This is a genomic window from Lysinibacillus sp. FSL M8-0134 (assembly GCF_038069745.1).
In the GTDB taxonomy this organism is placed as follows: Bacteria; Bacillota; Bacilli; order Bacillales_A; family Planococcaceae; genus Lysinibacillus; species Lysinibacillus irui.
The window spans coordinates 1,901,791-1,927,780 of sequence record NZ_JBBPAJ010000001.1 but is presented as its reverse complement, the minus strand read 5'-3'; the positions used below and the strand labels follow the sequence as shown (position 1 = coordinate 1,927,780).

31 protein-coding genes are annotated in these 25,990 nt (G+C 36.3%); 17 read left to right on the top strand and 14 right to left on the bottom strand.

The window, feature by feature from the left end:
• Positions 1 to 1,285 precede the first annotated feature (1,285 nt).
• Positions 1,286 to 2,110 carry a hypothetical protein gene (locus MKY49_RS09650; RefSeq protein WP_341386082.1) on the bottom strand — a complete coding sequence of 275 codons (825 nt, stop codon included), beginning with the start codon at positions 2,108 to 2,110 and terminating at the stop codon, positions 1,286 to 1,288.
• 499 nt (positions 2,111 to 2,609) lie between these two features.
• On the bottom strand, positions 2,610 to 3,536 hold the full coding sequence (locus MKY49_RS09645; protein ID WP_312506138.1) for a DMT family transporter: 927 nt from the start codon (positions 3,534 to 3,536) through the stop codon (positions 2,610 to 2,612).
• Between the two features lie 113 nt (positions 3,537 to 3,649).
• Between MKY49_RS09645 and MKY49_RS09640 the strand changes: the two genes are divergently transcribed.
• On the top strand, positions 3,650 to 5,086 hold the full coding sequence (locus MKY49_RS09640) for an aminotransferase-like domain-containing protein (RefSeq protein ID WP_341386081.1): 1,437 nt from the start codon (positions 3,650 to 3,652) through the stop codon (positions 5,084 to 5,086).
• 107 nt (positions 5,087 to 5,193) lie between these two features.
• Here the strand turns inward: MKY49_RS09640 and MKY49_RS09635 are convergent, their stop codons facing one another.
• On the bottom strand, positions 5,194 to 6,051 hold the full coding sequence (locus MKY49_RS09635) for a PhzF family phenazine biosynthesis protein (RefSeq protein WP_341386080.1): 858 nt from the start codon (positions 6,049 to 6,051) through the stop codon (positions 5,194 to 5,196).
• A 157-nt stretch (positions 6,052 to 6,208) separates the two neighbouring features.
• Here MKY49_RS09635 and MKY49_RS09630 point away from each other — a divergent pair, with 157 nt between their 5' ends.
• Positions 6,209 to 6,670: a DinB family protein gene (locus MKY49_RS09630; protein WP_341386079.1), complete on the top strand. Its 462-nt coding sequence runs from the start codon at positions 6,209 to 6,211 to the stop codon at positions 6,668 to 6,670.
• A 105-nt stretch (positions 6,671 to 6,775) separates the two neighbouring features.
• Here the strand turns inward: MKY49_RS09630 and MKY49_RS09625 are convergent, their stop codons facing one another.
• The 3 genes from MKY49_RS09625 to MKY49_RS09615 are packed head-to-tail and all read right to left on the bottom strand — an operon-like array spanning position 6,776 to position 8,507.
• Entirely contained in the window at positions 6,776 to 7,066 is a 291-nt protein-coding gene (locus MKY49_RS09625) for a hypothetical protein (RefSeq protein WP_312506148.1), read from the bottom strand.
• Positions 7,048 to 8,028 carry an anti-sigma factor gene (locus MKY49_RS09620; RefSeq protein WP_312506150.1) on the bottom strand — a complete coding sequence of 327 codons (981 nt, stop codon included), beginning with the start codon at positions 8,026 to 8,028 and terminating at the stop codon, positions 7,048 to 7,050. The genes MKY49_RS09625 and MKY49_RS09620 overlap by 19 nt, the downstream gene beginning before the upstream one ends.
• Positions 8,029 to 8,030: 2 nt before the next feature.
• Positions 8,031 to 8,507: a sigma-70 family RNA polymerase sigma factor gene (locus MKY49_RS09615; protein WP_312506152.1), complete on the bottom strand. Its 477-nt coding sequence runs from the start codon at positions 8,505 to 8,507 to the stop codon at positions 8,031 to 8,033.
• Positions 8,508 to 9,115: 608 nt separating this feature from the next.
• Here MKY49_RS09615 and MKY49_RS09610 point away from each other — a divergent pair.
• The 6 genes from MKY49_RS09610 to MKY49_RS09585 all read left to right on the top strand — a co-directional run bounded on the left by MKY49_RS09610 (position 9,116) and on the right by MKY49_RS09585 (position 13,044).
• Positions 9,116 to 9,439 (top strand): cupin domain-containing protein, encoded by a 324-nt coding sequence (locus MKY49_RS09610; RefSeq protein WP_312506353.1) that lies wholly within the window; start codon positions 9,116 to 9,118, stop codon positions 9,437 to 9,439.
• Positions 9,440 to 10,034: 595 nt separating this feature from the next.
• A complete protein-coding gene (locus MKY49_RS09605; protein ID WP_322611002.1) occupies positions 10,035 to 10,580 on the top strand; it encodes a DUF7010 family protein in 546 nt (181 codons plus the stop codon).
• A 68-nt stretch (positions 10,581 to 10,648) separates the two neighbouring features.
• On the top strand, positions 10,649 to 11,098 hold the full coding sequence (locus MKY49_RS09600; protein WP_341386078.1) for a DinB family protein: 450 nt from the start codon (positions 10,649 to 10,651) through the stop codon (positions 11,096 to 11,098).
• A gap of 209 nt (positions 11,099 to 11,307) precedes the next feature.
• A complete protein-coding gene (locus tag MKY49_RS09595; RefSeq protein WP_341386077.1) occupies positions 11,308 to 12,180 on the top strand; it encodes a DMT family transporter in 873 nt (290 codons plus the stop codon).
• A gap of 121 nt (positions 12,181 to 12,301) precedes the next feature.
• Positions 12,302 to 12,499 carry a hypothetical protein gene (locus MKY49_RS09590; RefSeq protein WP_322611003.1) on the top strand — a complete coding sequence of 66 codons (198 nt, stop codon included), beginning with the start codon at positions 12,302 to 12,304 and terminating at the stop codon, positions 12,497 to 12,499.
• Positions 12,500 to 12,540: 41 nt separating this feature from the next.
• Entirely contained in the window at positions 12,541 to 13,044 is a 504-nt protein-coding gene (locus MKY49_RS09585; protein ID WP_341386076.1) for a DinB family protein, read from the top strand.
• Positions 13,045 to 13,089: 45 nt separating this feature from the next.
• Here MKY49_RS09585 and MKY49_RS09580 read toward each other — a convergent pair whose 3' ends face one another.
• Positions 13,090 to 13,890: an SDR family NAD(P)-dependent oxidoreductase gene (locus tag MKY49_RS09580; RefSeq protein ID WP_341386075.1), complete on the bottom strand. Its 801-nt coding sequence runs from the start codon at positions 13,888 to 13,890 to the stop codon at positions 13,090 to 13,092.
• Positions 13,891 to 14,027: 137 nt separating this feature from the next.
• On the opposite strand from MKY49_RS09580, the gene MKY49_RS09575 reads away from it, so the two are divergent.
• The 5 genes from MKY49_RS09575 (at position 14,028) to MKY49_RS09555 (ending at position 16,879) form a co-directional block, all read left to right on the top strand.
• Positions 14,028 to 14,219, top strand: a complete 192-nt coding sequence (locus tag MKY49_RS09575; protein ID WP_274796894.1) for a hypothetical protein — start codon at positions 14,028 to 14,030, stop codon at positions 14,217 to 14,219.
• A 48-nt stretch (positions 14,220 to 14,267) separates the two neighbouring features.
• On the top strand, positions 14,268 to 14,681 hold the full coding sequence (locus tag MKY49_RS09570) for a hypothetical protein (protein ID WP_341386074.1): 414 nt from the start codon (positions 14,268 to 14,270) through the stop codon (positions 14,679 to 14,681).
• A 665-nt stretch (positions 14,682 to 15,346) separates the two neighbouring features.
• Complete coding sequence (locus MKY49_RS09565; RefSeq protein WP_341386073.1) at positions 15,347 to 15,559, top strand: hypothetical protein; 213 nt, start codon at positions 15,347 to 15,349, stop codon at positions 15,557 to 15,559.
• Between the two features lie 28 nt (positions 15,560 to 15,587).
• On the top strand, positions 15,588 to 15,878 hold the full coding sequence (locus tag MKY49_RS09560) for a hypothetical protein (protein ID WP_274796892.1): 291 nt from the start codon (positions 15,588 to 15,590) through the stop codon (positions 15,876 to 15,878).
• A 161-nt stretch (positions 15,879 to 16,039) separates the two neighbouring features.
• Positions 16,040 to 16,879 (top strand): hypothetical protein, encoded by an 840-nt coding sequence (locus MKY49_RS09555; protein WP_341386072.1) that lies wholly within the window; start codon positions 16,040 to 16,042, stop codon positions 16,877 to 16,879.
• A 189-nt stretch (positions 16,880 to 17,068) separates the two neighbouring features.
• Here MKY49_RS09555 and MKY49_RS09550 read toward each other — a convergent pair whose 3' ends face one another.
• The 4 genes from MKY49_RS09550 to MKY49_RS09535 form a co-directional block, all read right to left on the bottom strand.
• A complete protein-coding gene (locus tag MKY49_RS09550; protein ID WP_312506166.1) occupies positions 17,069 to 17,278 on the bottom strand; it encodes a hypothetical protein in 210 nt (69 codons plus the stop codon).
• A gap of 29 nt (positions 17,279 to 17,307) precedes the next feature.
• Complete coding sequence (locus MKY49_RS09545; RefSeq protein WP_312506167.1) at positions 17,308 to 17,859, bottom strand: DUF1697 domain-containing protein; 552 nt, start codon at positions 17,857 to 17,859, stop codon at positions 17,308 to 17,310.
• A gap of 90 nt (positions 17,860 to 17,949) precedes the next feature.
• Positions 17,950 to 18,987, bottom strand: coding sequence for a threonine aldolase family protein (locus MKY49_RS09540; RefSeq protein WP_341386071.1), 1,038 nt, complete (start codon positions 18,985 to 18,987; stop codon positions 17,950 to 17,952).
• Between the two features lie 35 nt (positions 18,988 to 19,022).
• Positions 19,023 to 19,472, bottom strand: coding sequence for an NUDIX hydrolase (locus tag MKY49_RS09535; RefSeq protein WP_322604937.1), 450 nt, complete (start codon positions 19,470 to 19,472; stop codon positions 19,023 to 19,025).
• A gap of 413 nt (positions 19,473 to 19,885) precedes the next feature.
• Here MKY49_RS09535 and MKY49_RS09530 point away from each other — a divergent pair, with 413 nt between their 5' ends.
• Positions 19,886 to 20,116 (top strand): hypothetical protein, encoded by a 231-nt coding sequence (locus tag MKY49_RS09530; protein WP_322611006.1) that lies wholly within the window; start codon positions 19,886 to 19,888, stop codon positions 20,114 to 20,116.
• A gap of 2,026 nt (positions 20,117 to 22,142) precedes the next feature.
• On the opposite strand, the gene MKY49_RS09525 is transcribed toward MKY49_RS09530, so the two are convergent.
• The 3 genes from MKY49_RS09525 to MKY49_RS09515 form a co-directional block, all read right to left on the bottom strand.
• The gene (locus MKY49_RS09525; protein WP_274797402.1) at positions 22,143 to 22,310 is read right to left on the bottom strand and encodes a hypothetical protein; all 168 of its coding nucleotides are present in this window, start codon (positions 22,308 to 22,310) and stop codon (positions 22,143 to 22,145) included.
• A gap of 80 nt (positions 22,311 to 22,390) precedes the next feature.
• Positions 22,391 to 22,939, bottom strand: a complete 549-nt coding sequence (locus tag MKY49_RS09520; RefSeq protein ID WP_341386070.1) for an integrase — start codon at positions 22,937 to 22,939, stop codon at positions 22,391 to 22,393.
• A gap of 192 nt (positions 22,940 to 23,131) precedes the next feature.
• Positions 23,132 to 23,515 (bottom strand): KGG domain-containing protein, encoded by a 384-nt coding sequence (locus tag MKY49_RS09515; protein ID WP_445928402.1) that lies wholly within the window; start codon positions 23,513 to 23,515, stop codon positions 23,132 to 23,134.
• 212 nt (positions 23,516 to 23,727) lie between these two features.
• On the opposite strand from MKY49_RS09515, the gene MKY49_RS09510 reads away from it, so the two are divergent.
• The 3 genes from MKY49_RS09510 (at position 23,728) to MKY49_RS09500 (ending at position 25,975) form a co-directional block, all read left to right on the top strand.
• Entirely contained in the window at positions 23,728 to 24,348 is a 621-nt protein-coding gene (locus tag MKY49_RS09510) for a hypothetical protein (protein WP_274796884.1), read from the top strand.
• 94 nt (positions 24,349 to 24,442) lie between these two features.
• Positions 24,443 to 25,150, top strand: coding sequence for a DNA alkylation repair protein (locus tag MKY49_RS09505; protein WP_274796883.1), 708 nt, complete (start codon positions 24,443 to 24,445; stop codon positions 25,148 to 25,150).
• 216 nt (positions 25,151 to 25,366) lie between these two features.
• The gene (locus tag MKY49_RS09500; RefSeq protein ID WP_274796882.1) at positions 25,367 to 25,975 is read left to right on the top strand and encodes a copper amine oxidase N-terminal domain-containing protein; all 609 of its coding nucleotides are present in this window, start codon (positions 25,367 to 25,369) and stop codon (positions 25,973 to 25,975) included.
• Positions 25,976 to 25,990 lie beyond the last annotated feature (15 nt).

Below are 25,990 nucleotides of genomic sequence, written 5' to 3'. Positions count from 1 at the left end.
TGAAGGTTGTTATTTCCAAATCATTATGGTACTAGTAAAATCACGGACATCTAACCTGAAATAGTTTGAATTTCGAAGGTGATAATTTGAAAATTTCAATAGAAGGGTTCAACGGATTAATCTTAAAGATGTCTATTATTTTGAGACAGTTGACGGAAAGGTTTTTCTTTATTGCGAGGATAACGTTTTTTAGGTAAAACATAAGCTTTATGAGTTAGATTAATGGGGAACGTGCAGTTACATCAGGGCAGTATGTGCCTGTCCTTAAAAAATGCTTGGATTGTAAAGGGGTATACATATATAAAATTTTCCGAATTTGTACAAAGCATCATTTGGAATTTTTTGATTATCTTTGCACCTATACTCTTTATTATAGCTATTTTAAGACAAAGATATTATCCCAATATGGCTTTTGATTTAAAGTCAATTTATATCATTATTGCGTTTTCATTTTTAAGTGCACTAATGGGATTTATTTTATATTCTCCCAATGAAATAAGTGAAAAGAAAATGCGTATCAAAATTGCTATCCATTTATTCACCTCTAAGAGCTGACACAATAATTCATGAAAAATTAGGGTGTAGTAATGAGGTACTTGAAGACTATTTCACAAATCTTTGTAAAATAAAAGATACTAGTACTAATTTGGCTTTGGGGTATGTTAATGAAATAACTTATAAAGTTAATTAAAATTAATCCTCAAGCAATAGAAGGTGCTATAATGTATTTCAGCCTCAGAATTCCCCAAGTTAAAGAAGACTTCTCAACATGAATTTGAGAAAGTTAAGAGTGCGTTTATACAACAGTTATAGTTATTCACTTCCTTTTTTCGGAATTACATCATTAAAAGAGATCACCTCCTAATAAAGGATATATCCATATATTAGGGGTGCTCTCTAAAGTAATACTTTCACTTGTTATTTGAGTAAAATGACTTAGCGTCAATTCTTGATTAACTCTCCTAAAATTCCAATACTTACTATAAATAGACCAACCTATTCATAATGGTAAAATTTTCTACCTATATAGTTGTTATAAAATATAGGTGAATATTCAGGATATATTACCTATGTTGGCGAACAACATTGTTAAAGTAAAGATGATATACGTACTAGAAATACATATCCATACTATGTTTGTTTTAATTCTTTGATAATCATTTTTGGAAATTTTGATTATAAAAAGACATACATTTAAAGATAAAACTAGGGTAAGTATTGGATTCATCAAAACCGATGTAGCAACAATAAAATCAATCATTTAATCACACCTGTAATTTTTTTTTTAGAAATTAAACTTGATAGCGGTAGAAGTCATTTTAGTTTCTGCAGTCGTCGCACCTAATCCAATATCACCTGTTTTTATAGTTACTGTGATATTAAATGAAAATGTTGTATGTGTGTAATGCCCAAAAGCATTTGCACTTACGTCATTTTTATTTCCTTTAGATACCTCAACAGAAATATAGCCATGGTGATTACTTGCCCCAGCATTTGTACCTATTCCTTGAATATCAAATGTAGCTGCTAAACCTTGAGGACTTTTCTTCATATCTTTATAACTTCTTGAATGGTCTCCTACACCATCTTTCCATTTATATGAAAATTTTATAGTAGATGGCTCAATTACTGCACTATCATTATAAGTTAGTCCAACCATATCAGTAAGAGTAACATTAGGATTTTTTAACCAAGTAAAATTATTATGAAGCATTGTTCTTCCGTTGCCAAGTTTTGTAGCAGTAGTAGTCATGGACATCCAACTTGTTGTTTCTGTACAAATCGTACCTGAACAACTTGCTGCTGTAGCTGCTGGAAACGAATAGTTTTCCAAATTCATTTTTTGTAAACCATCAACTTCATTAAATTGTTCAACTTTTTTTACTTCGCCATCTTGATCAGATGTAATTTTATATATTGTTTCCGTTTGAACGAAAGGCTCTACTGGAATAGAGTTCTCATAGTGAGAGTATTCATCTAGTGTCATTGACTCAATAATTTGTTCTGAGAAACCTAATTGTCTCATATGTTCTTTTTGAGTTGATGATAACTCATTATTTTCTTCTGCATTGGCTATACTATTAAATCCAAATGCAAAAAATAATAGCATTATAAATGAGAATAAATCTTTTCAACATAAAATTCTCCTTTTTGTATAGTGTGAGTATTAGATTGAATATTACGGTAATAATCCCAAATATTACATATTCATTATTTCATTAATTTTCCTAATTGTAAATATTTTTACTAAAATATAAAATATTTGTGTATTTAGGTAACGAAAACCAAAAGAGTTATTAGAATTTTTTGACTATCCACTAAAAGGTATTGGTCATTTCAATCCCAAAAAGACATATTTATTTTCATCAAAATAGACTTAGGTATCTGCCATAACTGGATCACAAGGCTGGGACATAATTATTAGCAATTTGTTCGGTTTCCTTTAGCTAAAATATTTTGTCTCGGCTATTGATTTCTCGGAACGCCCTTTGCTCACTGTAACGGGACAAGGTAAAAGGCAACATCTATGCCAACTTCAATCAAAAATATACAGCAACTTCTGTCTTCCATTTGGCAAAGGAAATTTAAAAAAACTCTTGCACATACGATTAACTTCGACTTATATCCTGAATAACAGCTCTCTTCTTCCAATGCAGCTTCTGTAATGTTTCAAAATTAACTAAAATCGTTCCTACAATAATCGTTAACGTTCCGATGCCTGTTAGCCAAGAAATATATTCTTGATAGAAGATAACACCAAGCATTACGGCAATTAATGGTGAAATGTACAGCCATGTAGAAGGAAACACAGGATTTGTTCTTGAGACAAGCCAATAATAGATGCTATGACCGATCATAGAACCGACAATCGTTAAGTAAAGAAGTGAGCCGATGGAAGCTGGGCTTATAAGATAATGAAGCTGTATGTTCTCTGTAAACAATGACAACAAGATTAATAAGATCCCACCATGCATCATTTGCGCTGCATTTAAAGCAATCGGTGATGTCGTTTCAAACGTTTGGATGACATGCTTCGTATAAATCGTGCCAGATGCGTAAAAAGTTTCACCCAGTATAATGGCAAAACAACCTATCATCCAGAATTGACTAATCTCAATTGAAAAACTAGGTAAGATTAAGAGTATGACACCAAGGACTCCGACGATACAACCAATGAAGGATAGCCGATTTCCTTTTTGCTTTAATAGGAATGTCTGAATAATGATAATCATCATTGGCCCAGTAGCAGATAAGACCGCTGCAATCCCTGATGTCACATACTGTTCTGCCCAGTACAATGTGGCGAACGTCCCAAAAGTTAAACCTAGTCCTGTAAAAAACACTTCTTTCCGAAATAATAACCCTATTGCCGTTTTTTTTCTCCACTTCATAAAACTAAATAGTAGCAAACCAGCAAAGAAAAAACGAAGTCCAGCTGATAAAAATGGAGGCACGCCTGCATCAACACCAATTTTAATCGCTAAAAATGTTGTTCCAAAAATCAAACACATAAAAAAATAATTAATCATAACCATATAAAACTCCTCCTCTTTTTCTATCATAAAAGACAGAGGATAGAACAGATTGAATAAGATAGAACAGATTCGAGTGGGGCGTGGTACAATCGTTTTGAAAAGGAGGAATCGATGTGAGGAAAGCAATTCGAAATGAAGACTATCTTTTTAAGAAAGTATACGATTATGTCCTTCACAGAATAGAACGTAACGAATGGAAAGAACACGAAAAGATTCCCTCCGTACGGCAATTAGCATGTGAAATGAATGTGCATCGATTAACCGTCTTAAAGGCATATCAATTACTGAAACAGCATGACAAAGTTTATGTAAAAGATAAGGCAGGCTATTTTGTCCAATCAAATGGGAAGAAAAATCTTGAGTCCCTAAACCTGGATAATCCAATTGTTTCTGCCTATGTACAAAAAAATCATTTATCTGAAATCCATCAAACACCCGTTTCCTATCAGTTTTCTCAGGCGTTAATTGATCCCAATCTTTTGCCGAATCATTATTTTTCAGAATATGTAAAAAAAGTGTTTGACCTTTATCCAAAAGTACTTGCAACCTACTCTACGGTGCAAGGTGATTTGGAGTTACGTGAAACACTCGCTCAATATTTTATCAATCAATATAAAACTCACATCCATGCAAGTAATCTGTTAATCACCTCTGGCTCACAGCAAGCCATTCACTTAATCGCTCAAGCCTTTATTCAACCAGGCGACGTGGTTTTATTTGAACGTCCAAGTTATAGTGCAGCGATTGATAGTTTTAGGGCACAAGGCGCACAAATTGTGACAGTGGATATCCATCCGGACGGATACGATTTAGAGCAGGTTGAAACCTATATTAAACAATATAAACCGCTCCTATTTTATCTCAATCCAACATTCCATAATCCAACTGGTTATACTGTTCCCATCGAACAGCGTAAAAAACTCGTTGAGTTAGCTGAACAATACAGATTTCTAATCATTGAGGACGATGCCTATCACGACATCTTTTTTGATCATGCCCCGCCACCACCGATTTACACATATGATACTGGTGGGACCGTCATTTATATCCGAAGCTTTTGTAAATATATCTCACCTGGTTTGAGAATTGCAGCTGTTATTTGTCCATCATCCTTACTGAATGCACTACAAACAGTCAAATCGTTAGCTGATAATGGTTCACCGCTTCTCAATCAAAAAATTTTTCTTCATTACTTTACATCACTAAGATTGCAGCAGCACTTGGAGAAAATTCGAATCGCCCTACAGATTCGAAAGGAAATCATGGAGAAAGAGCTAGCAGCAACAGATTGGCAATGGGTCAGTCCAAAAGGTGGTCTTAATTTATGGGTGCAGCTCCCAGATCATCTTCCAATTGAATTATTATTAACAAAAAGTATCGAACAATCGATATCCTTCGTGCCAGGTCAAGTTTGCGATCCTTTAAAACAACAATCATCCTGGATACGTTTAAGCTATTCTTATGTAAATGAACAACAATTAAGTGAAGGGATAAAAAGATTTGTGGCTGTGGCACAATCTCTAAGCGAGGGTTTGGATAAAAAGCAATAGTAAGCTACCTTTCTATACTTTTCTAGTTTAATTTTGGGTCACTTTAACCAGTGACCCTTTTTACGCTTCCTAGATAAAGTAGCTTTGTTGATTCATATTTTTTACGTTTAGTAAAGCTTCCCTTTTGTCAAAATAACGGCATTCCCACCAACTATAACTCTTGGACTATTTTCATTAACTAATTTTGTCATAATAGTAGAAGGTCTTCCCATACTATATCCCTGTAGGAATGTGTACTCTTGGTTAAAATCATTTAATACATGGTTCTTAAATAGATAATAGGTTAATGCCCCATTTGACGTACCTGTGGCAGCTTCCTCATCAATTCCGTAGAGTGGACAAAAGTTTCGACTCTCTCCTACTCCTATTTCTGTGTCTAGCGTAAAGGCATGAAATCCACCTATATTATTTATTTTTGCATAGTCAGCAAGTCCTTTAAAATCAGGATTTAAAGCATACAGGGCTTCCTTTGTTTTTATTGGCAGCATTATATCCCAAAGACCTGTGCTCGCAGCTTGAGGTACTAAATTAAAAGTTTTATCTCCTATTTCATTTGTATCAATATTAAAAAGGTTCGATAAACAATTATAATCATTAAATATTTTTCCTAGCTTAGGTTCCGCTTGCTCCATCCTGATAAAGGATTGATTTACTTCAACCGAAAGTGTACCTGCGCGTGTTTTCATAAGATAGGTATTATTATCTTCAATTAGTTGGCTGTCCAATAGGGCTTTGAAGGATGCAATCGTGGCATGTCCACAAAGGTCAACCTGTGCGGTCGGTGTAAAAAATTTGATATCAAAATTTTTATTATCTATTTTCTTAATAAATGCTGTTTCTGAAAAACGAACTTCTGCAGCAAATTTCCGCATAAACGCTTCGTTTAAATCTTCATAAATTACTACGCCTGCAGGATTCCCACCAAACTGTATATCTGTAAAAGCATCAATAACATAATATAACATATCCATTTTCTCCTTTACTAGTTCTATTGCTTATTCCTTAACTTTATAGAAGGAATGATTACTTTACAAACTAATAATGAGAGCTATACTAATTTAGTTCTTATTTCCCCCGCTCCGGGAGAATGATATATTAAAAAATAAAGGAGATGAAAAGTGAATGATAAATGCGAAGACGATATTGTTAGATCAACTGCTAGCTAATGCGAATGATCGTAGTTGGTATATCTCATTCGATGAAGCTGTTGATGGACTAACTGAAGAAGAGGCATTTTGGAAACCTGATGAGTCCAGTCATAGTATAGCTGAAATTGTCCAACATCTAATTTTTTGGAATGAAACGTGGCAATTATGGTATAAGGTCAATGAAGTTAATACCAGTACAAAGACGAATAACGATGACACTTTTCTTGTTCGAGATGAGGAGACCTTCTCTGAATTAAAAGAAAAGCTGTTACAAATACTACTCCAATGGCAAGAGCTCATTGAGGAAGAGCAACTTTTATCTATTGTAAATGGCTATCCTGTAAAGGCAGAATGGTGGGCAATCATTTCGAATGCGGCGACTCATAATGCATACCATATCGGACAACTTGTATATATACGTAAAATGAAAAAATAGCCATCTTACTGTGACACAATGGCCTACTAAGTTCATTAAACGACAGAAAAATGCCCAGGCTCAAATAATTGAGTACCTGGGCTTCATTAAAAAGAATTCCTCTCTTTAAGGAAAAGGTGTAATCGCCCATCCAACCATAAATATGACAGTCATAAATACGACAAGATAGCAGCCGAGAAAGATACCCCACTTCCCAAGTGAACGGCTAGATTTTGATAGGACAGCAAGAATACCAAAAATAAATGTTAAGATAATAAAATTTTGACTAGCAAATGGCGTATGATAACCTATGATAATCCAACTATTTATCATAATAAGTGTCCACAAGCCAAAGCTAACACTAGCCCAGCCAAAGACATTAAAAATGGACTGTTTTGTTAATGCACCCAATTCCATAATTTAACCTCCCCAAGTTTTACATGTTTAATCATTGTATTATTTTGTAACTGTTCGATTTCAGCTTTAGGACCTGTAATGACAACAGCATACGTTTTCATGTCGTGTTGTTCTAAATAATGGATTCGTTCTTTAAGTTCAAGATTTTTATGTGGAGAAACAGCCGTTGCAGTCTCTTCATAGTTAGCTAGAAAGCGTAAGATGGATAAAAAAGTTTTTTCATGAGAAGGAGAACCTTTAAATGGCGACCAATTTGTCTGATCTGGTTGTACTGGATAGCCAATTGGCGATACAACATTCCCCTTAGCACTAAGCATAGTGTCTTCTACACCGGTATAAATTGCTGCCCATGTAACGTCTACTTTCGGCATTTGCTTTATCACTTCATCCACCGTATATAAATCGTTTAAAGAAATATATGCTTCCACAACGGTCTCGTTTGGTAATCCTTTTAATTTTTGTCGTTCCTCCGTTGAATTAAACTCTGCTCGATTTTGAGGATGAACTAGCCACTGATTCGTTTCCGTTGGGTATTTAGGATATGTTTTTTCCAGTTTAGAAGATATTTTCTTTTCTACTAAATCATTCAGCATAAAGCGAGTATCATAATGTTTAATAGGATAAACCTCATCACCTATTTGCTTGTATTGCTCAAATGATAAGCCCATCGAAAAAAGTGAAAAATCCATATCGAATTCCAGTTCTTCTAATGTTGTATTTGGTTCTGTTACATAAAGTGTTTGGCTTGTTACATCCATTAATGTTGTCGATTTCGTACCAAAAGCATAATACAGAAACGTTAGCATATAACAAGTAGGAACAATTAACAGGGCAATTGTCAGCGTGGTTAAAATTAGTTTCCACTTCGATGATGCAATGGCTTTTTTTATACTAGTTGTAGAAGGTGCATCTCTATCATTACTATCTTTTGCTTGTTGTAATAATTGTTTATAAGAATCCAACTCTATTCCTCCTTCATAATCAGTGCACGCATTTTTTTACGTCCTCGCGCTAGATGACTTTTCACTGTATTCAAATTTAAATGTAAAATGTTTGCAGCTTGCTCATTCGTACAGTCATGCACATCACATAACAAGATAACTTGTTTCTCGATTGGTTTAATTTGTTCTAGTAGCTTTAATAATTTTTGATAAGCATCTTGTTCAACAATGATTTGTTCCGGTGTATTTGAATGAATTTGATCGACATTGTCAGAAGTAATATATCGCTTTTCTTTTCGAGTACGATCGATATATGTATAATAAGCAACTTTAAAAAGCCAAGGTTTAATGTCTTGAATTTCTTGTCCAAGAAGAGTGATATGTGCTTTTGTAAATGTGTCCTGAAGCAAATCCTCAGCTGCATTATGATTTTTGGTAAGTGAATATAAATAGCGATATATATCATTCATATAGGTGATATATATTGTTTCAAGTTCCATCTCTTCCCACCTTTCAACCTATCCTCGTTTAAAGGCAAAAAAAGGTTGCAAAAAATATAAAAATAATTATAAATATTACCTTAAAGAAGTTCATGAAGCATTCAATAATGGTAAAGGGCTATTGAAATAGATCAATTTATGTTAACCTTGAAATGCAAATAATTTACATAAATTGGAGGTAAGATATGTCTAGTAATGTACGTTTCTATACGCATATTGTTTCAACAATTTTATTTGTCATCCTTGTTTTCATGCATTTTTTAGGGTATTGGACTGCAGACAAATTCGCACAAATATTATTTTTCTTTTGTATGGTTTTCTCTGTTTTCAGTTTGGGTATGGAAACGGAAAAAAAGTTAAAAAACAGAGGCTGATTGGAATGGACTAAAAAATATTCTTTCCAGTAACTACCCTTATATATGCCCTATAATTCTGCGTAACCGCTGCCAGCATTTGTACCCCCACCATTACAAATCTAGCGAAATCACAAATCATGGCCCATAACATGCCTCTATAAGAAAAATGTTAGGATATTATTGTGCTTTTAATATTGATCTTGTAAAATTCCAATAATAACTATTATTGATAGGAGCTAATTTATGCACCCAATGCCTGGAAAAATAAATCTACTACAAACAGTTTCTGATATCTCAGAGTATACAAATTTTATAGTCTCTGAAGTAAATGATCATGTGGTAAGAATAGCCGTTATAGATGGAGAATATCATTGGCATGAACATGACACAGATGAATTATTTATGGTTCTTGAGGGAGAGTTATTTATTGATTTAAAAAATAGCGAAACTATTTCTCTACTTCCAGGTGAAATATTTAAAGTGCCAGCTTTCACCCAGCATAGAACACGTTCAACTGGCAGAACAGTCAATCTATGCTTTGAAACAAAAGAAAACGATATTAAAGGAAATTTGTAAGTCATTTATTTTGTCCCTTTTTCATTATTATACAAAGTGTATCGAACGTACTTTTTTGGTTGTGGTGGTGGTTGAATGTCACTGCCTCCTCAAATGTTACTTAGGGTCACCACTATCCAAGGTGACCCTAAATAGTTTCTTTCCTCTTATTGTTCAGTAAAATTTTCTTACAAAGTTATATCCTATCCCCTACATTTACCAATAACACTTAAATAAAATACTGTTAAAATGAATGGAGTTCGTTTCTTTATTTGGAGGCAATATGACTGATATAACAGAACAACCTATAACTACTTTACTTTCACAACTGACATATAGTCCTTTGTATATCTTGATTGTAATACTCTCAATTGTGGTATTGCTTCCCTCTAGTTTTGATAAATACTATTCTTCATCAATGTATAAATTAATTGCGGTCTTTTATATCTGCATTTATCTCCTAGCAGTTTATTTTTACATATCAGAGGGATAAACAGTGCATATTTTCTTTCAAGAAAGTAATCACAAAATTTCCATTCATAAATCATCCATGGTAAAAATAGTGTAATACTGGTATATTATAGTGGTATTTTATTGATACGAAAGGTGGTCGTTTATGAATAGAACACTTGGACATTTACAACATGAAATGATTGTTGAAGCGAAAAAAGGATTTCCGATTTTGCTTGCTGGCGCCTTTGTCTTTTTACTCTTTACCCTCATGCCCTTTGTTTTTCCAATAGAAGTTGTTCGTTTAATTTGGATATTTGGCTTAGGTGCGATTTTTCCTATTGGGTTTTTCATTAGTAAAATCCTTGGTGTTAATTTAAACGTTCCTGGTAACCCTTTAGGGACTTTAGGAGGGATCGTTGCCGCTCCTCAAGCATTTTATCTACCTGTCTTTATTCTTGTGTATATGAAAATACCTGACTACCTTCCCTTCACCATTGGTTTACTTGCAGGCTCTCATTTTCTTCCTTACTTATGGATTTATAAAAGTAAAGCTTATTTATTCATTACGTTAGGCGCTTGTTTTTCTGCTCTCATCTTTGGTGGGTTCTTTGTAGAACATGCTTTCACTCTTGTACCTTTAGCTATTTCTATTGTGTATGGAATGGGTGTTCTATTCATTGGAAGAGAACTTAAAGGCAGTCGTAATTAATCACCTGTTAGTAGGTGATTTTTTTATTCTTCGTTATCTACTATCAATATATGAAAGGATTGATTTTTTTGCTGTTTCCATATCGGAATGATCTTAGAAAAACGTTAATACCTTACCTAACTAAACTTGATGAGGCATTTTGGTTTAAGACATCAGATGGCTATCCCAATAATCTAGCTTGGATTATTTCTCATATAGCAAGTAGCGAGGACTATTGGGTAAATGAAATTGGCCTTAGAAAGAGTTGTATATTACATCTTCATGAGGATTGCTCGCCTAAAGAACTACTAGATAGCTATATTCAAATTAGAAATTATACGGATGACATTCTCCATACATTGGACCAATCAGAACTTAATGCATTAGTAGAAGTACCAAGGTTTTCTGATGGCTGGACGCCACCTTCAGTCCCAACATTTCAGTGGTTGTTTCATCATGTTTACACACATGAGGCATACCATGTTGGACAAATCTCAATTATTGCTCACCTGAATGGATTTCCAAAGCCATTATTTTAATAAAGTTACAAAGGTGCATTTTCCCGAACACTATGAAAACAAGACGTATTCCATTATACTAAGTAAAAAATGAAAAATAGGATGGTGTAATTGATATGATGTTTGCTCCATTATTTGAACAGGACGTACCAGGACTTCTTCTTCCTTAACGGTAGAAGAACTTTTTCTCCGTTAAGGGCATAGGGATCTATGAAAACGGAGGAAAAAACATGAGAAATAAAGTGATCGGCGCTAGCTTTTTATCGCTAGCAGCGAGTATATGGGGCGCCATGTATGTAGTAGTTAAAGTAGTGGTGGATGTTGTGCCACCATTGGAGCTTGTTTGGATTCGTTATTTAATTGCGGTGGTGGCACTAGGCATTATTGGCATCATGATGAAGCAATCGTGGAAAATTGCTAAAAAAGATTGGCTAGTCATTTTTCTTGTGGGCCTCATTGGCAATACCATTTCAATTGTTACGCAAGAAATGGGTACCTTGCTATCTACTGCTCAGATGGGCGCGATTATTACAGCGACAACTCCTGCTTTTATGGTTGTCTTTGCACGTTTGATGTTGAAGGAACGTATAACGCTCAAAAAATGTATATCTATTGTCCTCGCAACGATTGGTGTCGGGATTATCGTGGGCAATGGGCAAATCGACGTCACGCAGCAATTAGGTGGACTCTACTTACTAATTGCTGCCTTAACCTGGGCATTGATGTCTGTGTTAGTGAAAAAAGTACCGAGCGAGTATTCTCAAATGGTTGTGACAACCTATTCATCGATGATTGCTATTATTCTATTAACACCTTTTGTCCTTCCTGGGTTACAAGAGTTAGATTTAACAACTGTATTGCAGCCAACGATTACAGGGGGCTTGCTTTATCTGGGCATTGTGTCAACAGCTGGTGGATTTTTATTGTGGAATAAAGGGCTTCAGTTAATGAATGCTTCTAGCGGCGGCTTATTTTTCTTCTTTCAACCCATAGTCGGCACTTTTTTAGGCTGGTTGTTATTAGGAGAAACTATTGGGCTGTCCTTCTGGTTAGGCTCCCTCTTTATTTTTAGTGGAGTATTTATTGTTATTCGAGATGAATAAATGGTTAGTGCGTTTCTATGTTAGATAGAGACGCACTTTTTTGTTCAATGAAAACTGTCACAGATCGGTATGTTCACTTAACTCATCACATATATTGCAACAGCCTAAAGGAGCTGATACTGTGATAACCTTTTTAGGTAATGTAAAGGATCTTTCTTTAATAACAATTTTATTGGCTAGTATGATCTATCGTCGACAGCTTAAATTAACGAGATGGCAAAGAAAACTAACCGTCGGTGAATGGACGATGTATATCATGCTTTCAATTGCATTACCTTTTTATGCAATATATTATCTTGTTTTTCTTTTGGGCACATAGCAAAATAGAAATGAGACTACTATATTTTGGGAGGTATTTTAATGTTTCAAACAGTAGAGGATTTTTTACAATCATGGTCTTTTGAAGCGGCTGCTACACACAAACTACTCAATCAACTTACGGATGAATCACTTAATCAAGTCATTACTGCTGATAATTGGACGTTAGGACGTATAGCATGGCATACCGTGGCTGCTATTCGGATAATTACTTCGAATACGAATTTATCATTTGAAGCACCTGCGCAAGATTTTCCTGTTCCAACTTCTGCACAATTAATTGCAGATCGCTATCTTCAAGCCAGTCAAGCCTTCGTAGACGCGATCCGAACACAATGGACTGATGAGACAATGAAGGAAAAGATTGAATTTATCGGCCAGCAAATGCCCAACGGCTCCCTGCTGTTATTTTTGTTACAGCACCAAAGCCATCATCGTGGACAAATGACCGTTTTAATGCGCCAGGCTGGTTTAACGGTGCCAGGCATTTACGGTCCAGCAAAAGAGGAATGGGCACAGTATGGATTGGAAGCTCCGCAAATGTAGTTGAAAAAGAGGTTGTCCATTAGGAGACAACCTCTTTTAGCTAGCTTATAACGTGGCTAACCAGTTATTTGTATCGGCTATTGTTGGATTAGCGAGATAATGCCCACCTTCGATTTGTAATGTTTGGCCCGTCATGAACTTTGATTCATCCGAAGCTAAAAATACAACTGCATGACCGATATCATCGGCCTCCCCATGATATGGGAGCGCATTAAATTTGGAATAGATCGCTAGCATTTCTTCTGACATATTATTTTTGGCAGCTGGTGTTAAAATAAGACCTGGTGCAACCGCATTACAACGAATATGATCTTTGCCATATTGTGTGGCAATGTTTTTCGTCATATTCACTACACCTGCTTTTGTAGCGCCATAGGCTGTACGTATTTGATCACTTGCAAATGCTGCCATGGAAGCGGTATTAATAATTGAGCCCCCTCCCGCTTTTTGCATATACGGAATCGCAAAACGACTGCCAAGTAAAATTGATTTTAAGTTCACATTGACTAAGCGGTCCCATTCATCTAAATCAATATTCACCACATCTAAATCTTTCTTTAAATTGGTTAGACCGACATTGTTAAATAGGACTGTTAAAGTTCCATATTGTTCAACAGTAAAATTCACCGCTCCTTCTATCGATGAAGCATCCCCAGCATCAAGGAAAATCGCTGACGCCTCAAACCCTTCTTTTACTAGAGCATCAGCTGCTTCTTTAGCACCCTCTAGATTGAAATCAGCAATGACCACTTTTGCGCCCTCCTTAGCTAATAGTGTAGCTGCTGATAAACCAATTCCAGACGCACCCCCTGTCACTAAGGCGACTTTATTTTTTACTCGATCCATCTTTCATTCCTCCATTTACTCTCATTAGTAACGTAAAATAGTTTAACATTAAACTATTTATTTTTAAACTAATATCCTTGAAGTTTTAAGCAGACCAGATGACTTTTATGTTAAAATTTACATAACGAGGTGATAAGATGGAAAATAAACAAATTTGCCAAGTATACGGCAATGACATATTTGCAACGGGACAAGTTGGCAGTATAACGAGTGAAGGAAATGTTCGCCCAATCGGCTCTATAATGGCTACAGGCTTACTTACATTTCATCTTCTAAAAAAGATTTTAATAGACGATTTTAAACCAAAAAATCAACTCCTATACAAATAACTAACACTTGTTTAATAATGTTAATCTATTATAAAAAAGGGTGATAATTTGTCAAAAAATTCCTATAAATATTTAAAATATGTAGCATTGCTTCTTGTCGTATTTCAATTACTGTATTTAGGAATTCCCGATTCTGTGAAGCCTGTGTTGGTTTATGAGTACATTATATTTTTCGGATTAGCTTATTTATTTGCTATTCTTCAAGATTTTTTTAATCCAAGTGAAAAAACAGATCTATTATTACGTGTAGCCCTTATCATTAGTTCGATTGTCATGGCTGTTACATCCATCTATTATAAAGAAACGTTCACGGTTGTTTTTTCTGTAATAATGATCGTTGGGATAAGTTTCTCATTACATTTAACAATCAAACACAATAAAAAACCAAGCAAAAGGATTAATACCTTTTGCTTGTTTTTCAAAATGAATGGTACGAATATTTTGTTTGTGTTGAGTAAGTAATATTGTTACCACTCGCACCTACATACTCCACTAAGACTGTAGGTGTTAAAATGTGAGTACCCTTACGCTTCGCACAATCGTTTAAAACGTATTGTAACTGGTTTTTATTCGGACTTTTTAAGAACATTGCAAAAAAAGTTTTATTCACGTTCATACATTTTAACTTTACATAACATTTTAAAAAGGAGTAACGACAAAGGGCCAACCCTTCGTGTTACTGCCTTTTCAGTTAGATTACAGGTTATTTTTATACATTGTTGATTTAACAGCACTTAGTTAAATTACTAGCTTAAGCATGTATAAAATAGCGTATAAACAAGCAAGTTATTTTATTTATTGGCTTTCTCAGGTTCGCTTATATTTGCCTTTATTTTTTGTCTCTCCAATTCGATTCTCTCGAATTCAGCCTCTAGTTCCCTCTGCTTAATCAAATATTCCTTTCTTATTTGATAAACCTTAATAGCACTGAAAACTACAATAATAAAAGCAAATACCAACATTAAAAATTGGATATTTGAGAAATACAATTAGGCACACCTCACATTCTTTATTATATTATACATTTCCGCGGTCATCATGTATAATAATACAAATAATACATATTATAACACATAAATGTATTATTTTAACAAAATACAAGGAGAATCGTTGTAATGAAAAGTTAAATGTTTATACAATTATCTACGGTTTTATCGAATTTTGCGCATGCCAATGAACTAGCAAGTAAAGAAAGTGCTTTAGCCGAATCAGTATTATATAATTTTAATACAAAGAAACTAGAGTTTGATGAAGAGACAGCTAAAGAAAAATATCATTTCACAGATGAAGAATTAAATTATTATGAATCTCTAGAGTCACTAACTTCTAAAAGAGGTTAATAATACACTTTTAACATTAGGGATAGACATGGAAAATTACGATGGCGACATCATCTATAAAGAAAATGAAGATGGAGAAATAACACCATACGCCGTTGTAGCATGGCTTGCAGGAATTGGTTTGGTTTCTTTCATTGGATATTTTTTCTGGGATCGATATCTTACACATAAAGAAAAAATGAACTACATGAATCGATGTTTTGATCAGGGTGGAAACCCAATAATTGATTCAAGAGATGACGCAGGTTTAAATGGACAAACTAATGCAACAGAAGCTAGAAAAATTGGAGGATATAATTTCGCGTGTCAAAAACCATAATGTACACTTAACGACTGTTTTAAATTTTCTAATTGAGCAAAGCAGCGACAACATATAGAGCATCTTTTTCAGCTCATTTTAACGTTTTGTAAAAAATGTGGAGAAGTCACATCCATCAAAGTGACCAAGCCAGAAAAATTTAATTAGGTCAGGAGCATATGATGATTATTTTCGATACGGTAACTGAGTTTGTGCAACACTATCAACCTACTGCGAAATATTTGACGGATTACTATGCTTCTAATAAAAAACATTATGAGGAGTATTTTTACTATCATTGTCATCATGTTGAGGAAAAAAAGCAGGCTGCAATAGAAAAACATGCGGTCATTTTGCCTGATTTATTGCGATTAAGAGATAAGCTTCAAAAGTTCATTCCGACCATCGCAGCCCAATATGAAAAAATGTATACAATTCATTTTACTAGTGATGTACATTTACTTGTTGGCTTATATGGAAGTAATGCTTTTACTTACCGTCAATATAACCCTGATGTTGCTTTTTGCTTAGAGAAAATGCCTAAGCATGAGCGACATCTAAACATTATTATCGGTCATGAATTTGGTCATGTAGCACACTGTTTGTATAGCGACAAGCACGGGATTCAATGGGATAAAATTGATTGGGTACATCCTATTACGTGGCTTTTACAGGAGGGGGTCGCTACTTATCTATCGACAAAAATTGTACAGGCAAGATTAGATGAATACTTTGCATTTGAAGAAGATCCAAAATGGCTGGAGTTTGCTGAAACGAACCAATCGACCATTGCTCAACAATTTTTCATAGATTTAACTACACATGACGCAGCCTATGTGTGGAAAGAGTGGTTCTCCATCAATGGCGGTCAGCATTTTCAAGCAACTCGGCTAGCCTATTATGTAGGTTATTGTCTTGTAAAACAATTAGTAGACGAATTGGGTGAACAGCGAACCTTCCTATTGTGGGATAAAGAAAACTTCCATAAGATAATGATGCAAACATTACAAAAAATGATGTAAAGGGAATGTTTTCTATACAGAAAAAAAGAAGTTTGCTATAATACTAATGAAAACCTCAAAGGGTATCAACCAATTCTATGCTGCAGTGATTCATTTCACTGCAGTTTTTTTATGTATTAATGATAAGTAACTTTTTGAGCAGCTACAAAGAGCAACATTTCAAGGGGCGTAGAAATTTGCTCTCCTGTATTATGTTTCCTTTTTGTTCTTTCCCCATTGATACGGCTTTTTTGACCAATTCCACAACCAAATAAAAGCATACATGATGACCATTGTTCCAATCAGTGTCACCGTATTTTCTGTCCATGTGATAGATTGATCTTTTCTCCATTGATTAAATGTTCTTACAATGAAATAGATAATTGGATAAATGAAATAACTTAATTGATCTCGTCTCACCCTATCCCTCCAATACTGTTTATTAATTCTTACTGATCCACCATAGCAGCGAGCTTCATCATCGTTTTCCAATTGCGAACAGTTGCTGGTACTTCCAGTTTAGGCAGCTGTTGACTAAGCTTGGCATTACGGATGCTATCGTAAAATAACAGATAGACATCTCTGCCATTGATGATACAACGCTCTTTTTCACTTTCATATGCTACTAATTTAGCACCATTCTCTTCCGTAGGTGCCATTGGCAGTAAGGCGACATGGAGACTTTCCCCTGTTGCTGTAGCACTTGCATCCGCTATGTCTTGCGGTGAAAACGGACAGTTGTTTACGATGGCTAGCAGTTCTTCGGCAGTTCTAATCATCACGATACTTGAGATATTGAAAGCTGTTTGGATGGTTTCTTGAATTTGCTGCTGTAAGCGTACTTCCGATTCACTTGATTCAAATAATATATTGCCACTTTGAATATAAGTCCGTATATTTTGCAGGCCTAGTGGTATAAGAGCTTCTCTTAATTCAGCCATTTTCAATTTATTGTGCCCACCTACATTAATGCCTCTTAAAAGTGCTACATACTGCGTCATGGATGACCACCTTTCCTTTCATTACTATTATAGCAATCATGAGGGAATATTAGAAAAAAACTGCACCCAACAAATAGGTGCAGTGGATGATTAGGCTAATTGTTGAATGTCCTCGATCAAACGATCCACATTCTCCTTTTTAGTAGCCCAGCTTGTGCAAAAGCGAACAACGGTGTGTTGATCATCGAATGCTTCCCAAATGGAGAAGGAGTATTTTTCGCCTAGTGTTGCGAGCAAGCTGTTCGGTAAAATCGGAAATTGCTGATTAGTTTTTGAATCATAGCGCAGGTCAAAACCTTTGTCGATAAATGCCTGGCGAATTAGCATCGCCATGTCAACAGCATGATGGGAAATATCCATATAAAGTTGATCTTCAAATAAAGTTTCAAACTGAATGCCTAATAAGCGACCTTTGGCAAGCAGCCCTCCCCTTTGTTTGATCATGTAGCGGAAATCCTTTTGGTATGCGGGATTGACAATCACCACGGCTTCGCCAAACAATGCCCCCATTTTCGTGCCACCAATATAAAATACATCACAAAGCTTGGCGATCTCTGCTAAAGATAAATCGCTATCTTGCGCCACAAGTCCATAGCCTAAACGGGCTCCATCTAAGAATAACGGCAGACCATACTCTCGACAAACGTCGCTTAAAGCCGTTAATTCTGCTTTACTATATGTCGTGCCATTTTCAGTAGGATGTGATATGTACACGATGCCTGGCTGCACCATATGCTCATGTGTGCTGTCTTGCCAATGTCCTTCGATGCATGCTTTCACCTGTGTAGCCGTTAACTTGCCATCATCACTTGGCAATGTCAAAACTTTATGACCAGTCGCTTCGATTGCCCCTGTTTCATGTACCGCAATATGACCCGTTGTTGCTGCAATTACCCCTTGATGTGGACGCAGGATAGAGGCGATCACAGTGGTATTCGTTTGCGTTCCTCCAACTAAAAAGTGGATGTCTGCCTGCTCGTCTGCAATGGCTTTTTTAATATAGACACGTGCTTTTTCCGAATGCTCATCCATCCCATAGCCTGGTGATTGCTCTTCATTCGTTGCTACTAATTGCTGTAAAATTTTTGGATGTGCGCCTTCCGCATAATCGTTTTCAAATCGTATCATATTTTTAGTCCCTCCAAATTCTCTCTATCTATTGCTTATTTTTTATGAAGATAATCATTTATGACTTGTTGATCTGGCGGGCTCATCTTCTTAGGCAGCTGATCCAGTGGAAAGAATGCTATCGCCATTGCTTCTTCTTCATCATACTTTAATTCACCTGAAAAGCTACGACATTCATACGCCGCAATGACATTAAAAACTTCATCCCCATGTGGATATTGATAATAAAATTCCTGACCAGAAAATACGTTTAAGAGCTCTAAGTCAGTAGGAATGAGTCCACTCTCTTCATACATTTCCCGGATGGCCACCTCTTCAAGTGTTTCTCCCAATTCCATCGAACCACCAATTAGTCCCCAGCACGCATTATCCTTACGATGCTGTAGAAGTAGCTCGTTGTTTTCATTGAAAATGAGGACACTTGCGCCTACCATGATCAATGGCTTCGTGCCGACCTCCCGACGTAAATCCATGATGTAGCCCATAGTTCCCCTCCAAATCTATTTTTTTCAGTTCCTATTATTATATTACGGTATTTTGTTCCCTTTGCGCTATTTGTTTATCTTCAAAACAACTTATAGCCCCCACATAATGGAGTCTTGTATCACAAACCACAAATTTTTCCATCAAACGGATTCCATCGATTATCGTAGGACTTGACGTTATTGTCCTATTAGGGAGAATAATTAGTTAACCATTTTGTAGGAAAAAGGGATGCCGTTTTTCAAATGGTAGATAGAATGCCCGCTTATGATTGGTGATTGTAATTATCCATCTTTATCCGGGGTATTTTTGGCACAATCCATTACCCACTTCGCTATGTCTGGACACATATTTTTCATACATACGAAGACCACAAATTATATATAATGGATATGATAGGAAATGGAGGTGCGATATGAATAACGACAAGAACGGCAAAAAAATACTAATAACCATTGGCTGGCTATCGGCTGTGCTAGCTCTTGGCTTTTTCCCCCTATTTTTAGGAATTGTCGCATGTTGTATGGGTGTTGTTCTGAAAAGAGACTATGAAGCAACAACACATGGACGTGTGTTAATGTTCGCCGGGGTAATTGGTTTTATTGGAGGGTGGATCATCAATTATGTTCTCTTGCAACTCTTTTAGTTCTATGAAAAAGCGCCGCTATATCATAGGAAGTATGTTGCTCATAGCGGTTTTCTTTTGTTTCATCCAAGTAAATTGTCATTTTACAAGCCATGCGTAGCCATTCTTACTTTATTGCCAAACATATCACCGATGAATCAGCGCAATAAATAGAAATTGTAGAGAAACCAGTCCCAGATATTTATTACCTGCTCCTGAAAACAAAGGATTAACACAGTTAAGAAAACCCTCGTTGAATGGCAAGTGACTGCAAGTATAATTCCCCCTAATGTCAATCTGGCTAAGTACATGCTAGATGCAAAAACAAGACAATTAAAATAAGTCGTACATATAACCAAAGCTGGAGACCTGTATATTAGGTTCCAGCTTTATTGATAATGGAGGTTCTACGGAGGTCTTGGGCATTCTGAAATATATGCTTTTAACAGTTGACTTGCTTTTGAGCGGTGGGTAACTTTTTGGGATCACTTTAGATGACGCTTTGGAGCGGTTTGACACTTTATTTGATCACTTTGGTCACTCCTTTGAGCGGGTTCCCATTCTTTTGGATCACCTTGACTTCGCTTTGGAGCGGAGCCTAACTCTTTTGGATTACCTTGACCTCGCTTTGGAGCGGGTTCTAACTCTTTTGGATCACCTTGACTTCGCTTTGGAGCGGGTCCACACTTTTTTGGATCACTTTGATCACTCTTTGGAGCGGGGACTAACTCTTTTGGATCACCTTGAACTCACTTTGGAGCGGGTTCACTCTCTTTTGGATCACTTTGACCTCGCTTTGGAGCGGGGACTAACTACCTTGGATCACCTTGACCTCGCTTTGGAGCGGGTCCTAACTACTTTGGATCACTTTGACCTCACTTTGGAGCGCATTCCACTCCAACTTGATCACTCCAGTCACTATTTCGAGCTAGTATCCAACCCTTTTAAAGAATCATCTTCCATTTTCTACTCAGTCAGCGGATGAGCCACAGGACGAATCACTGGTCGGTGAACTTGAATCAGCACAATGATGGCTGTCTTGTGAGGAAATCTGTGTATCATGGGTTAGAAAATCGTTTGTTGAGTGAATATGATGTGATTCATCGTTCGATTTATTGTGTTGTTTACTTACGTTACTGACGATACCAACAATAACAATGATCCCTAAAAATACAATAAATAAAGACAATTTTTCCAACTCCTCTCATTAGTTATATAAATTCTAACATATATTCCTCTGTTTAAAGTAGGCATTGACGATATTTGTAAATATATCTGTTGCCTCTCTCTACCTGTTGACCAATAATGGAGGATACGCTTTATGTTGGTGGATAGATTGCTCAATTTGACGGATAAAATTAGAAAAATAGCGGATAGCACGCGCTAAGTAACGGATTGAGCAATCAAAGTGGAGGATACGCTTTATGTTGGGGATAGATTGCTCAATTTGACGGATAAAATTAGAAAAATAGCGGATAGCTCGCGCTAAGTAACGGATTGAGCAATCAAAGTGGAGGATACGTTTTATTCTGGTGGATAGCTCGCGCAATGTGACGGATAAAATCAGGAAAGTGGTGGATAGCACGCGTTAAGTGACGGATAAAATTAGAAAAGTAGCGGATTGCTCGCGCTAAGTGACGGATAAAATTAGAAAAGTAGCGGATTGCTCGCGCTAAGTGACGGATAAAGCAATCAAAGTGGAAGAAACGTTTTATTCTGGTGGATAGATTGCTCAATTTGACGGATAAAATTAGAAAAGTAGCGGATAGCACACGCTAAGTAACGGATTGAGCAATCAAAGTGGAGGATACGTTTTATTCTGGTGGATAGCTCGCGCAATGTGACGGATAAAATCAGGAAAGTGGTGGATAGCACGCGTTAAGTGACGGATAAAATTAGAAAAGTAGCGGATAGCACGCGCTAAGTGATGGATAGAACACTGTAATAAGCTACAGGATACGCCCCTCAAAGCGAAGTATCCTCGACATCGGTCCAAAAATTACCAAATTAAAATAACACCACAATCAAAGTGATTGTGGTGTAGAGGTTATGATTGAGATTTGCGTGCTTTGTTTGAACGATTACTTTCGTTCGAATTTTTCTTTTGTTCCTGTGTTAAAGGATTATCTTCACGCACATCTAAATCATCTGGACTTAAATCTGTCGCTAATTCCGCCAATTCTGACTGGCGTTTATATTGCTTACCTTTTGTCAAAATAATCACCTCCAAGTAGTATTACATTGCCCTATTTGGTATGATCTATTCCCAGCAAGGTATGAAATAATGATTTCTAGCTATGCTAATTGAACAACCTGCTGGTTCAAAAGATGGTGATAGGCTTGCACATCGTGCTCATATAATGTCTTATATGTTGCAAGGCTATGCTGCATTATATTGTCAAAGTCTGTTTCTGATACGAACTGGTGTATATGGTTAAGAGCTCTTGCGTTATCCCATGCTGTTTGCTCAAATTGAATATTCATTTCGTGTTCTTCAAGCATCATCGTTAATAGATGCTCCTGACGATAAATCTCATTTAAGGAATATTGTTTTTTCATCGTAAAAATTTCAATTGTGCGTGGTAGTGATGCTTGTAATGCATCACGATCCATCGCATGCCCTAGTTCATGTAAGGTCATTGTTTTTACATACACCTCAAGTGAAATTGGCAGCTTTAGCTCATTTCTCGCTTCTATTAATCGTTTTGCATCGAATCCTACATAATCCCCAATGAAATTGTAACTCATATTAATACCCGAATGGTCTTGTTTTATCGTCACCGTCATGCCAACAGCCTGTATGACGGCGTAGATTACATCATATAGTTCTTTTTCTTTTGTCATGTCTCTATCCTCATTTCCTCTAAAACACAAGCTATTGATACTATAATAGAAGCGGATTAAATATATACTACAATTAGGAGAAATTCAACAAATTTATCCTGCGCTTTAGAGGAAATGCACAATAAAAAAGCGTTTGTAGTTAATCAACTACAAACGCCTTTTGTGTGAAGGATTATATTATACGTGAATAATTTAGTTGTTATCGTTATTACGACGGTTACCGTTGGAGTTATCACTACGCTGCTTACTGCGAGCTTCTCCACCTTTACGGCCTATTTCCTCATAAAAATCGCCGTCGTGATTTTTTGAGGTAGCTTCTCCGCCTTTGCGTCCAATTTCTTCATAAAATTCTTCGCCGTGGTTTTCAGCCGTAGCTTCCCCACCCTTGCGTCCAATTTCCTGATAAAATTCTTGACCGTGATTTTTAGACGTAGCTTCTCCGCCTTTACGTCCAATCTCTTCATAAAAATCACGATCATGATTTCTGGAGGTAGCTTCTCCGCCTTTACGTCCCGCTTCTTCGACAGTCATGTTTTCATTGTTGTTTCTGTTGCGATTGTTTTGCTTGTTAGCCATTTCTATTCCTCCTAAATATTTTTTTGAGCTTTGACTAGCTCGCTATTTATATTCCCAGCTCAAACACATCTAAACATATTTTCTTAAAAAACTTATTTTTCTATCTTAATAGAACTCTTTCTACCCCGTTCAAAATCTCGATAAAATCATATAATTTTACGCTTGCCAATATAATACTAATCTATGGAAGATGAAAGAAGGGTGATGTGAGCGTGACGATTATAACAAAGCCATCAATTGGTTTAACTCAATTTACAGACTTTACGATGAAAGGAAGTGCAGCTAAGACGAAGTTTGTGAAAGATATAAAATATCAGGGAGATTATCATCCGATTAAAGATTATTGGAAGGCCTTACGCGACGGTTTAAAAAAATACCATGAACAGCGCTTGAATGACTCCTATTTACTCGACATTGTGGACAATGCCCTCCCAGCCCGACAGAAAAATTATCAAGAAGCTGTAAAAGCCTATGTGAAATTCTTTAAAAATAAAGATGTAAAGTGGTTTGAACCTGGTAAGGCTAATTGGTATTGTGAGGAATTAACAGTAAGATCAAATCCTGAACTCGGTTTAATTATCGATGATACCCCCTATCTAATAAAGCTATATTTCAAAGGAAAAAATGAGCGAATTGATAAACATAAATGTCGATCTGCCCTGACCCTCCTAAAGGATTCCCACTACTCAACGGAACATCCAGAATCAGTGAAACATGCCATTTTAAATGTGCAAAAAGGTCGCTTGATTATAGATGATGATTCTACTGACTATCACCAAATTGCCCTCGAGTCTGATGCCGCACAATTTATGTTTATTTGGAATAGACTTTAACACGCTTCGTGAAACAGCATCGACCATGACAAAAGGACATCCACTATAGGATAATAAGAATGACGTAGAAAAAAGCGAAGAAGGAAGTGCTAGTATGGATGCAGAAATGGTGATGCAGGAGCTAGAGGCTCTAGGCAAGGAACGTACGAAAAAAATGTATATGTCGAATGGTGCGCATGAGCCACTGTTTGGCGTAGCAACAGGTGCTATGAAGCCTATCGCGAAGAAAATAAAAATTGATCAGGCTTTAGCGGAGGAGCTCTATGCTACAGGCAATTATGATGCGATGTATTTTGCTGGGGTTATTGCCGATCCAAAGGCAATGACTGCAGAAGATTTTGATCGCTGGATGGATTCCGCTTATTTTTATATGCTGTCTGATTATGTCGTAGCGGTCACTTTAGCGGAAGCACCGATTGCCCAAGAAGTGGCGGATGCATGGATTGCGAGCGGTGAGGAGCTGAAAATGTCAGCGGGTTGGAGCTGCTATTGCTGGTTATTAGGAAATCGCAAGGATAACGAATTTTCAGAGAGCAAGTTGGCCAACATGCTCGAAGTGGTGAAAACGACCATTCATAATGCGCCAGAACGGACTAAATCTGCGATGAATAATTTTCTCTACACTGTGGCCATTTCCTATGTGCCACTTCACGACCTGGCTGTTGAAACGGCACAGGCTATTGGTCCAGTAGAAATGAAGCGAGATAACAAAAAAAGCACGACACTCCACGCATATGAAAATATCCAAAAGGAAGTAGAACGAGGACGAGTTGGATTTAAACGTAAATATGTAAGATGTTAATTCGTTGCAGGGCATTGATCCAAAAAAGGGTTGATGCTCTTTTTTGGATAAACTTAGGTATAAAAAAGGCACTAACAAGACACGCATTCCATTGTCTGTTAGTGCCACTTTTGTATTCATTTATCATTGTTCTCAATCTAAAATCCTATAAAAACATGTCAAAATTTACTTTTTAATAGTATAATAACCATGTATTTCAATTTTAGGAGGATTTATATGAAAAAATTAGTATTATTTTTAGCGATGCTGACATTGTTTTTCGCTACAACCTCTATTGCGGACGCTCATCCTGGACGTCTAGATAGTAATGGCGGTCACAACTGTTCAGAAAAATCAAAGGCAAAGGGTCTTTGTTCAGGCTACCATTATCATAATGGCAATGGCAGCAATCAAGGTGGATCGTCTTCAGGCGGACAAAGCAACTATACGCAGACACCTGTAGTAACTGTTGCTCCTGCATTGACAAAAGTGGCGGTTTATTTGAATAATGAAAAACAAAATTATACGCCAGGTGCTTATATGAAAAATGGTACAACCCTCGTGCCAATGAAGGCTATTTTTGAATCGCTTGGGGCAACGGTTTCCTATGATAGTGCCACAAAAAAAGTGACGGCAGTAAAGGACAGTAAAAAAATTGTGATTGGTGTGGGGAATAAAAAAGCTTATGTTGATGCAAATGGTACTTCATCAACAATCACGCTTAGCCATCCTGCTGAAATTTATCAAGGAACAACAATGGTGCCTTTACGATTTGTTAGTCAGGCTCTTGGCGCAAACGTAACATTTGATGAGGCAGCATTGATTGTTTATATCTCGACAAAATAAAGAACAGGCTTTTCA

Excerpts from the sequence above, each read along its gene's own strand:
- MKY49_RS09595 (WP_341386077.1), top strand. The coding sequence starts at position 11,308 with ATGAGAAATAAAGTGATCGGCGCTAGCTTTTTATCGCTAGCAGCGAGT.
- MKY49_RS09605 (WP_322611002.1), top strand. The coding sequence starts at position 10,035 with ATGAATAGAACACTTGGACATTTACAACATGAAATGATTGTTGAAGCG.
- MKY49_RS09625 (WP_312506148.1), bottom strand. The coding sequence starts at position 7,066 with ATGGAATTGGGTGCATTAACAAAACAGTCCATTTTTAATGTCTTTGGC.
- MKY49_RS09580 (WP_341386075.1), bottom strand. The coding sequence starts at position 13,890 with ATGGATCGAGTAAAAAATAAAGTCGCCTTAGTGACAGGGGGTGCGTCT.
- MKY49_RS09560 (WP_274796892.1), top strand. The coding sequence starts at position 15,588 with ATGGAAAATTACGATGGCGACATCATCTATAAAGAAAATGAAGATGGA.
- MKY49_RS09500 (WP_274796882.1), top strand. The coding sequence starts at position 25,367 with ATGAAAAAATTAGTATTATTTTTAGCGATGCTGACATTGTTTTTCGCT.
- MKY49_RS09650 (WP_341386082.1), bottom strand. The coding sequence starts at position 2,110 with ATGCTATTATTTTTTGCATTTGGATTTAATAGTATAGCCAATGCAGAA.
- MKY49_RS09505 (WP_274796883.1), top strand. The coding sequence starts at position 24,443 with ATGGATGCAGAAATGGTGATGCAGGAGCTAGAGGCTCTAGGCAAGGAA.
- MKY49_RS09615 (WP_312506152.1), bottom strand. The coding sequence starts at position 8,507 with ATGGAACTTGAAACAATATATATCACCTATATGAATGATATATATCGC.
- MKY49_RS09630 (WP_341386079.1), top strand. The coding sequence starts at position 6,209 with ATGATAAATGCGAAGACGATATTGTTAGATCAACTGCTAGCTAATGCG.
- MKY49_RS09645 (WP_312506138.1), bottom strand. The coding sequence starts at position 3,536 with ATGGTTATGATTAATTATTTTTTTATGTGTTTGATTTTTGGAACAACA.
- MKY49_RS09635 (WP_341386080.1), bottom strand. The coding sequence starts at position 6,051 with ATGTTATATTATGTTATTGATGCTTTTACAGATATACAGTTTGGTGGG.
- MKY49_RS09575 (WP_274796894.1), top strand. The coding sequence starts at position 14,028 with ATGGAAAATAAACAAATTTGCCAAGTATACGGCAATGACATATTTGCA.
- MKY49_RS09515 (WP_445928402.1), bottom strand. The coding sequence starts at position 23,515 with ATGGCTAACAAGCAAAACAATCGCAACAGAAACAACAATGAAAACATG.
- MKY49_RS09545 (WP_312506167.1), bottom strand. The coding sequence starts at position 17,859 with ATGACGCAGTATGTAGCACTTTTAAGAGGCATTAATGTAGGTGGGCAC.
- MKY49_RS09585 (WP_341386076.1), top strand. The coding sequence starts at position 12,541 with ATGTTTCAAACAGTAGAGGATTTTTTACAATCATGGTCTTTTGAAGCG.
- MKY49_RS09540 (WP_341386071.1), bottom strand. The coding sequence starts at position 18,987 with ATGATACGATTTGAAAACGATTATGCGGAAGGCGCACATCCAAAAATT.
- MKY49_RS09535 (WP_322604937.1), bottom strand. The coding sequence starts at position 19,472 with ATGGGCTACATCATGGATTTACGTCGGGAGGTCGGCACGAAGCCATTG.
- MKY49_RS09565 (WP_341386073.1), top strand. The coding sequence starts at position 15,347 with ATGTTTATACAATTATCTACGGTTTTATCGAATTTTGCGCATGCCAAT.
- MKY49_RS09555 (WP_341386072.1), top strand. The coding sequence starts at position 16,040 with ATGATTATTTTCGATACGGTAACTGAGTTTGTGCAACACTATCAACCT.
- MKY49_RS09520 (WP_341386070.1), bottom strand. The coding sequence starts at position 22,939 with ATGACAAAAGAAAAAGAACTATATGATGTAATCTACGCCGTCATACAG.
- MKY49_RS09610 (WP_312506353.1), top strand. The coding sequence starts at position 9,116 with ATGCCTGGAAAAATAAATCTACTACAAACAGTTTCTGATATCTCAGAG.
- MKY49_RS09530 (WP_322611006.1), top strand. The coding sequence starts at position 19,886 with ATGAATAACGACAAGAACGGCAAAAAAATACTAATAACCATTGGCTGG.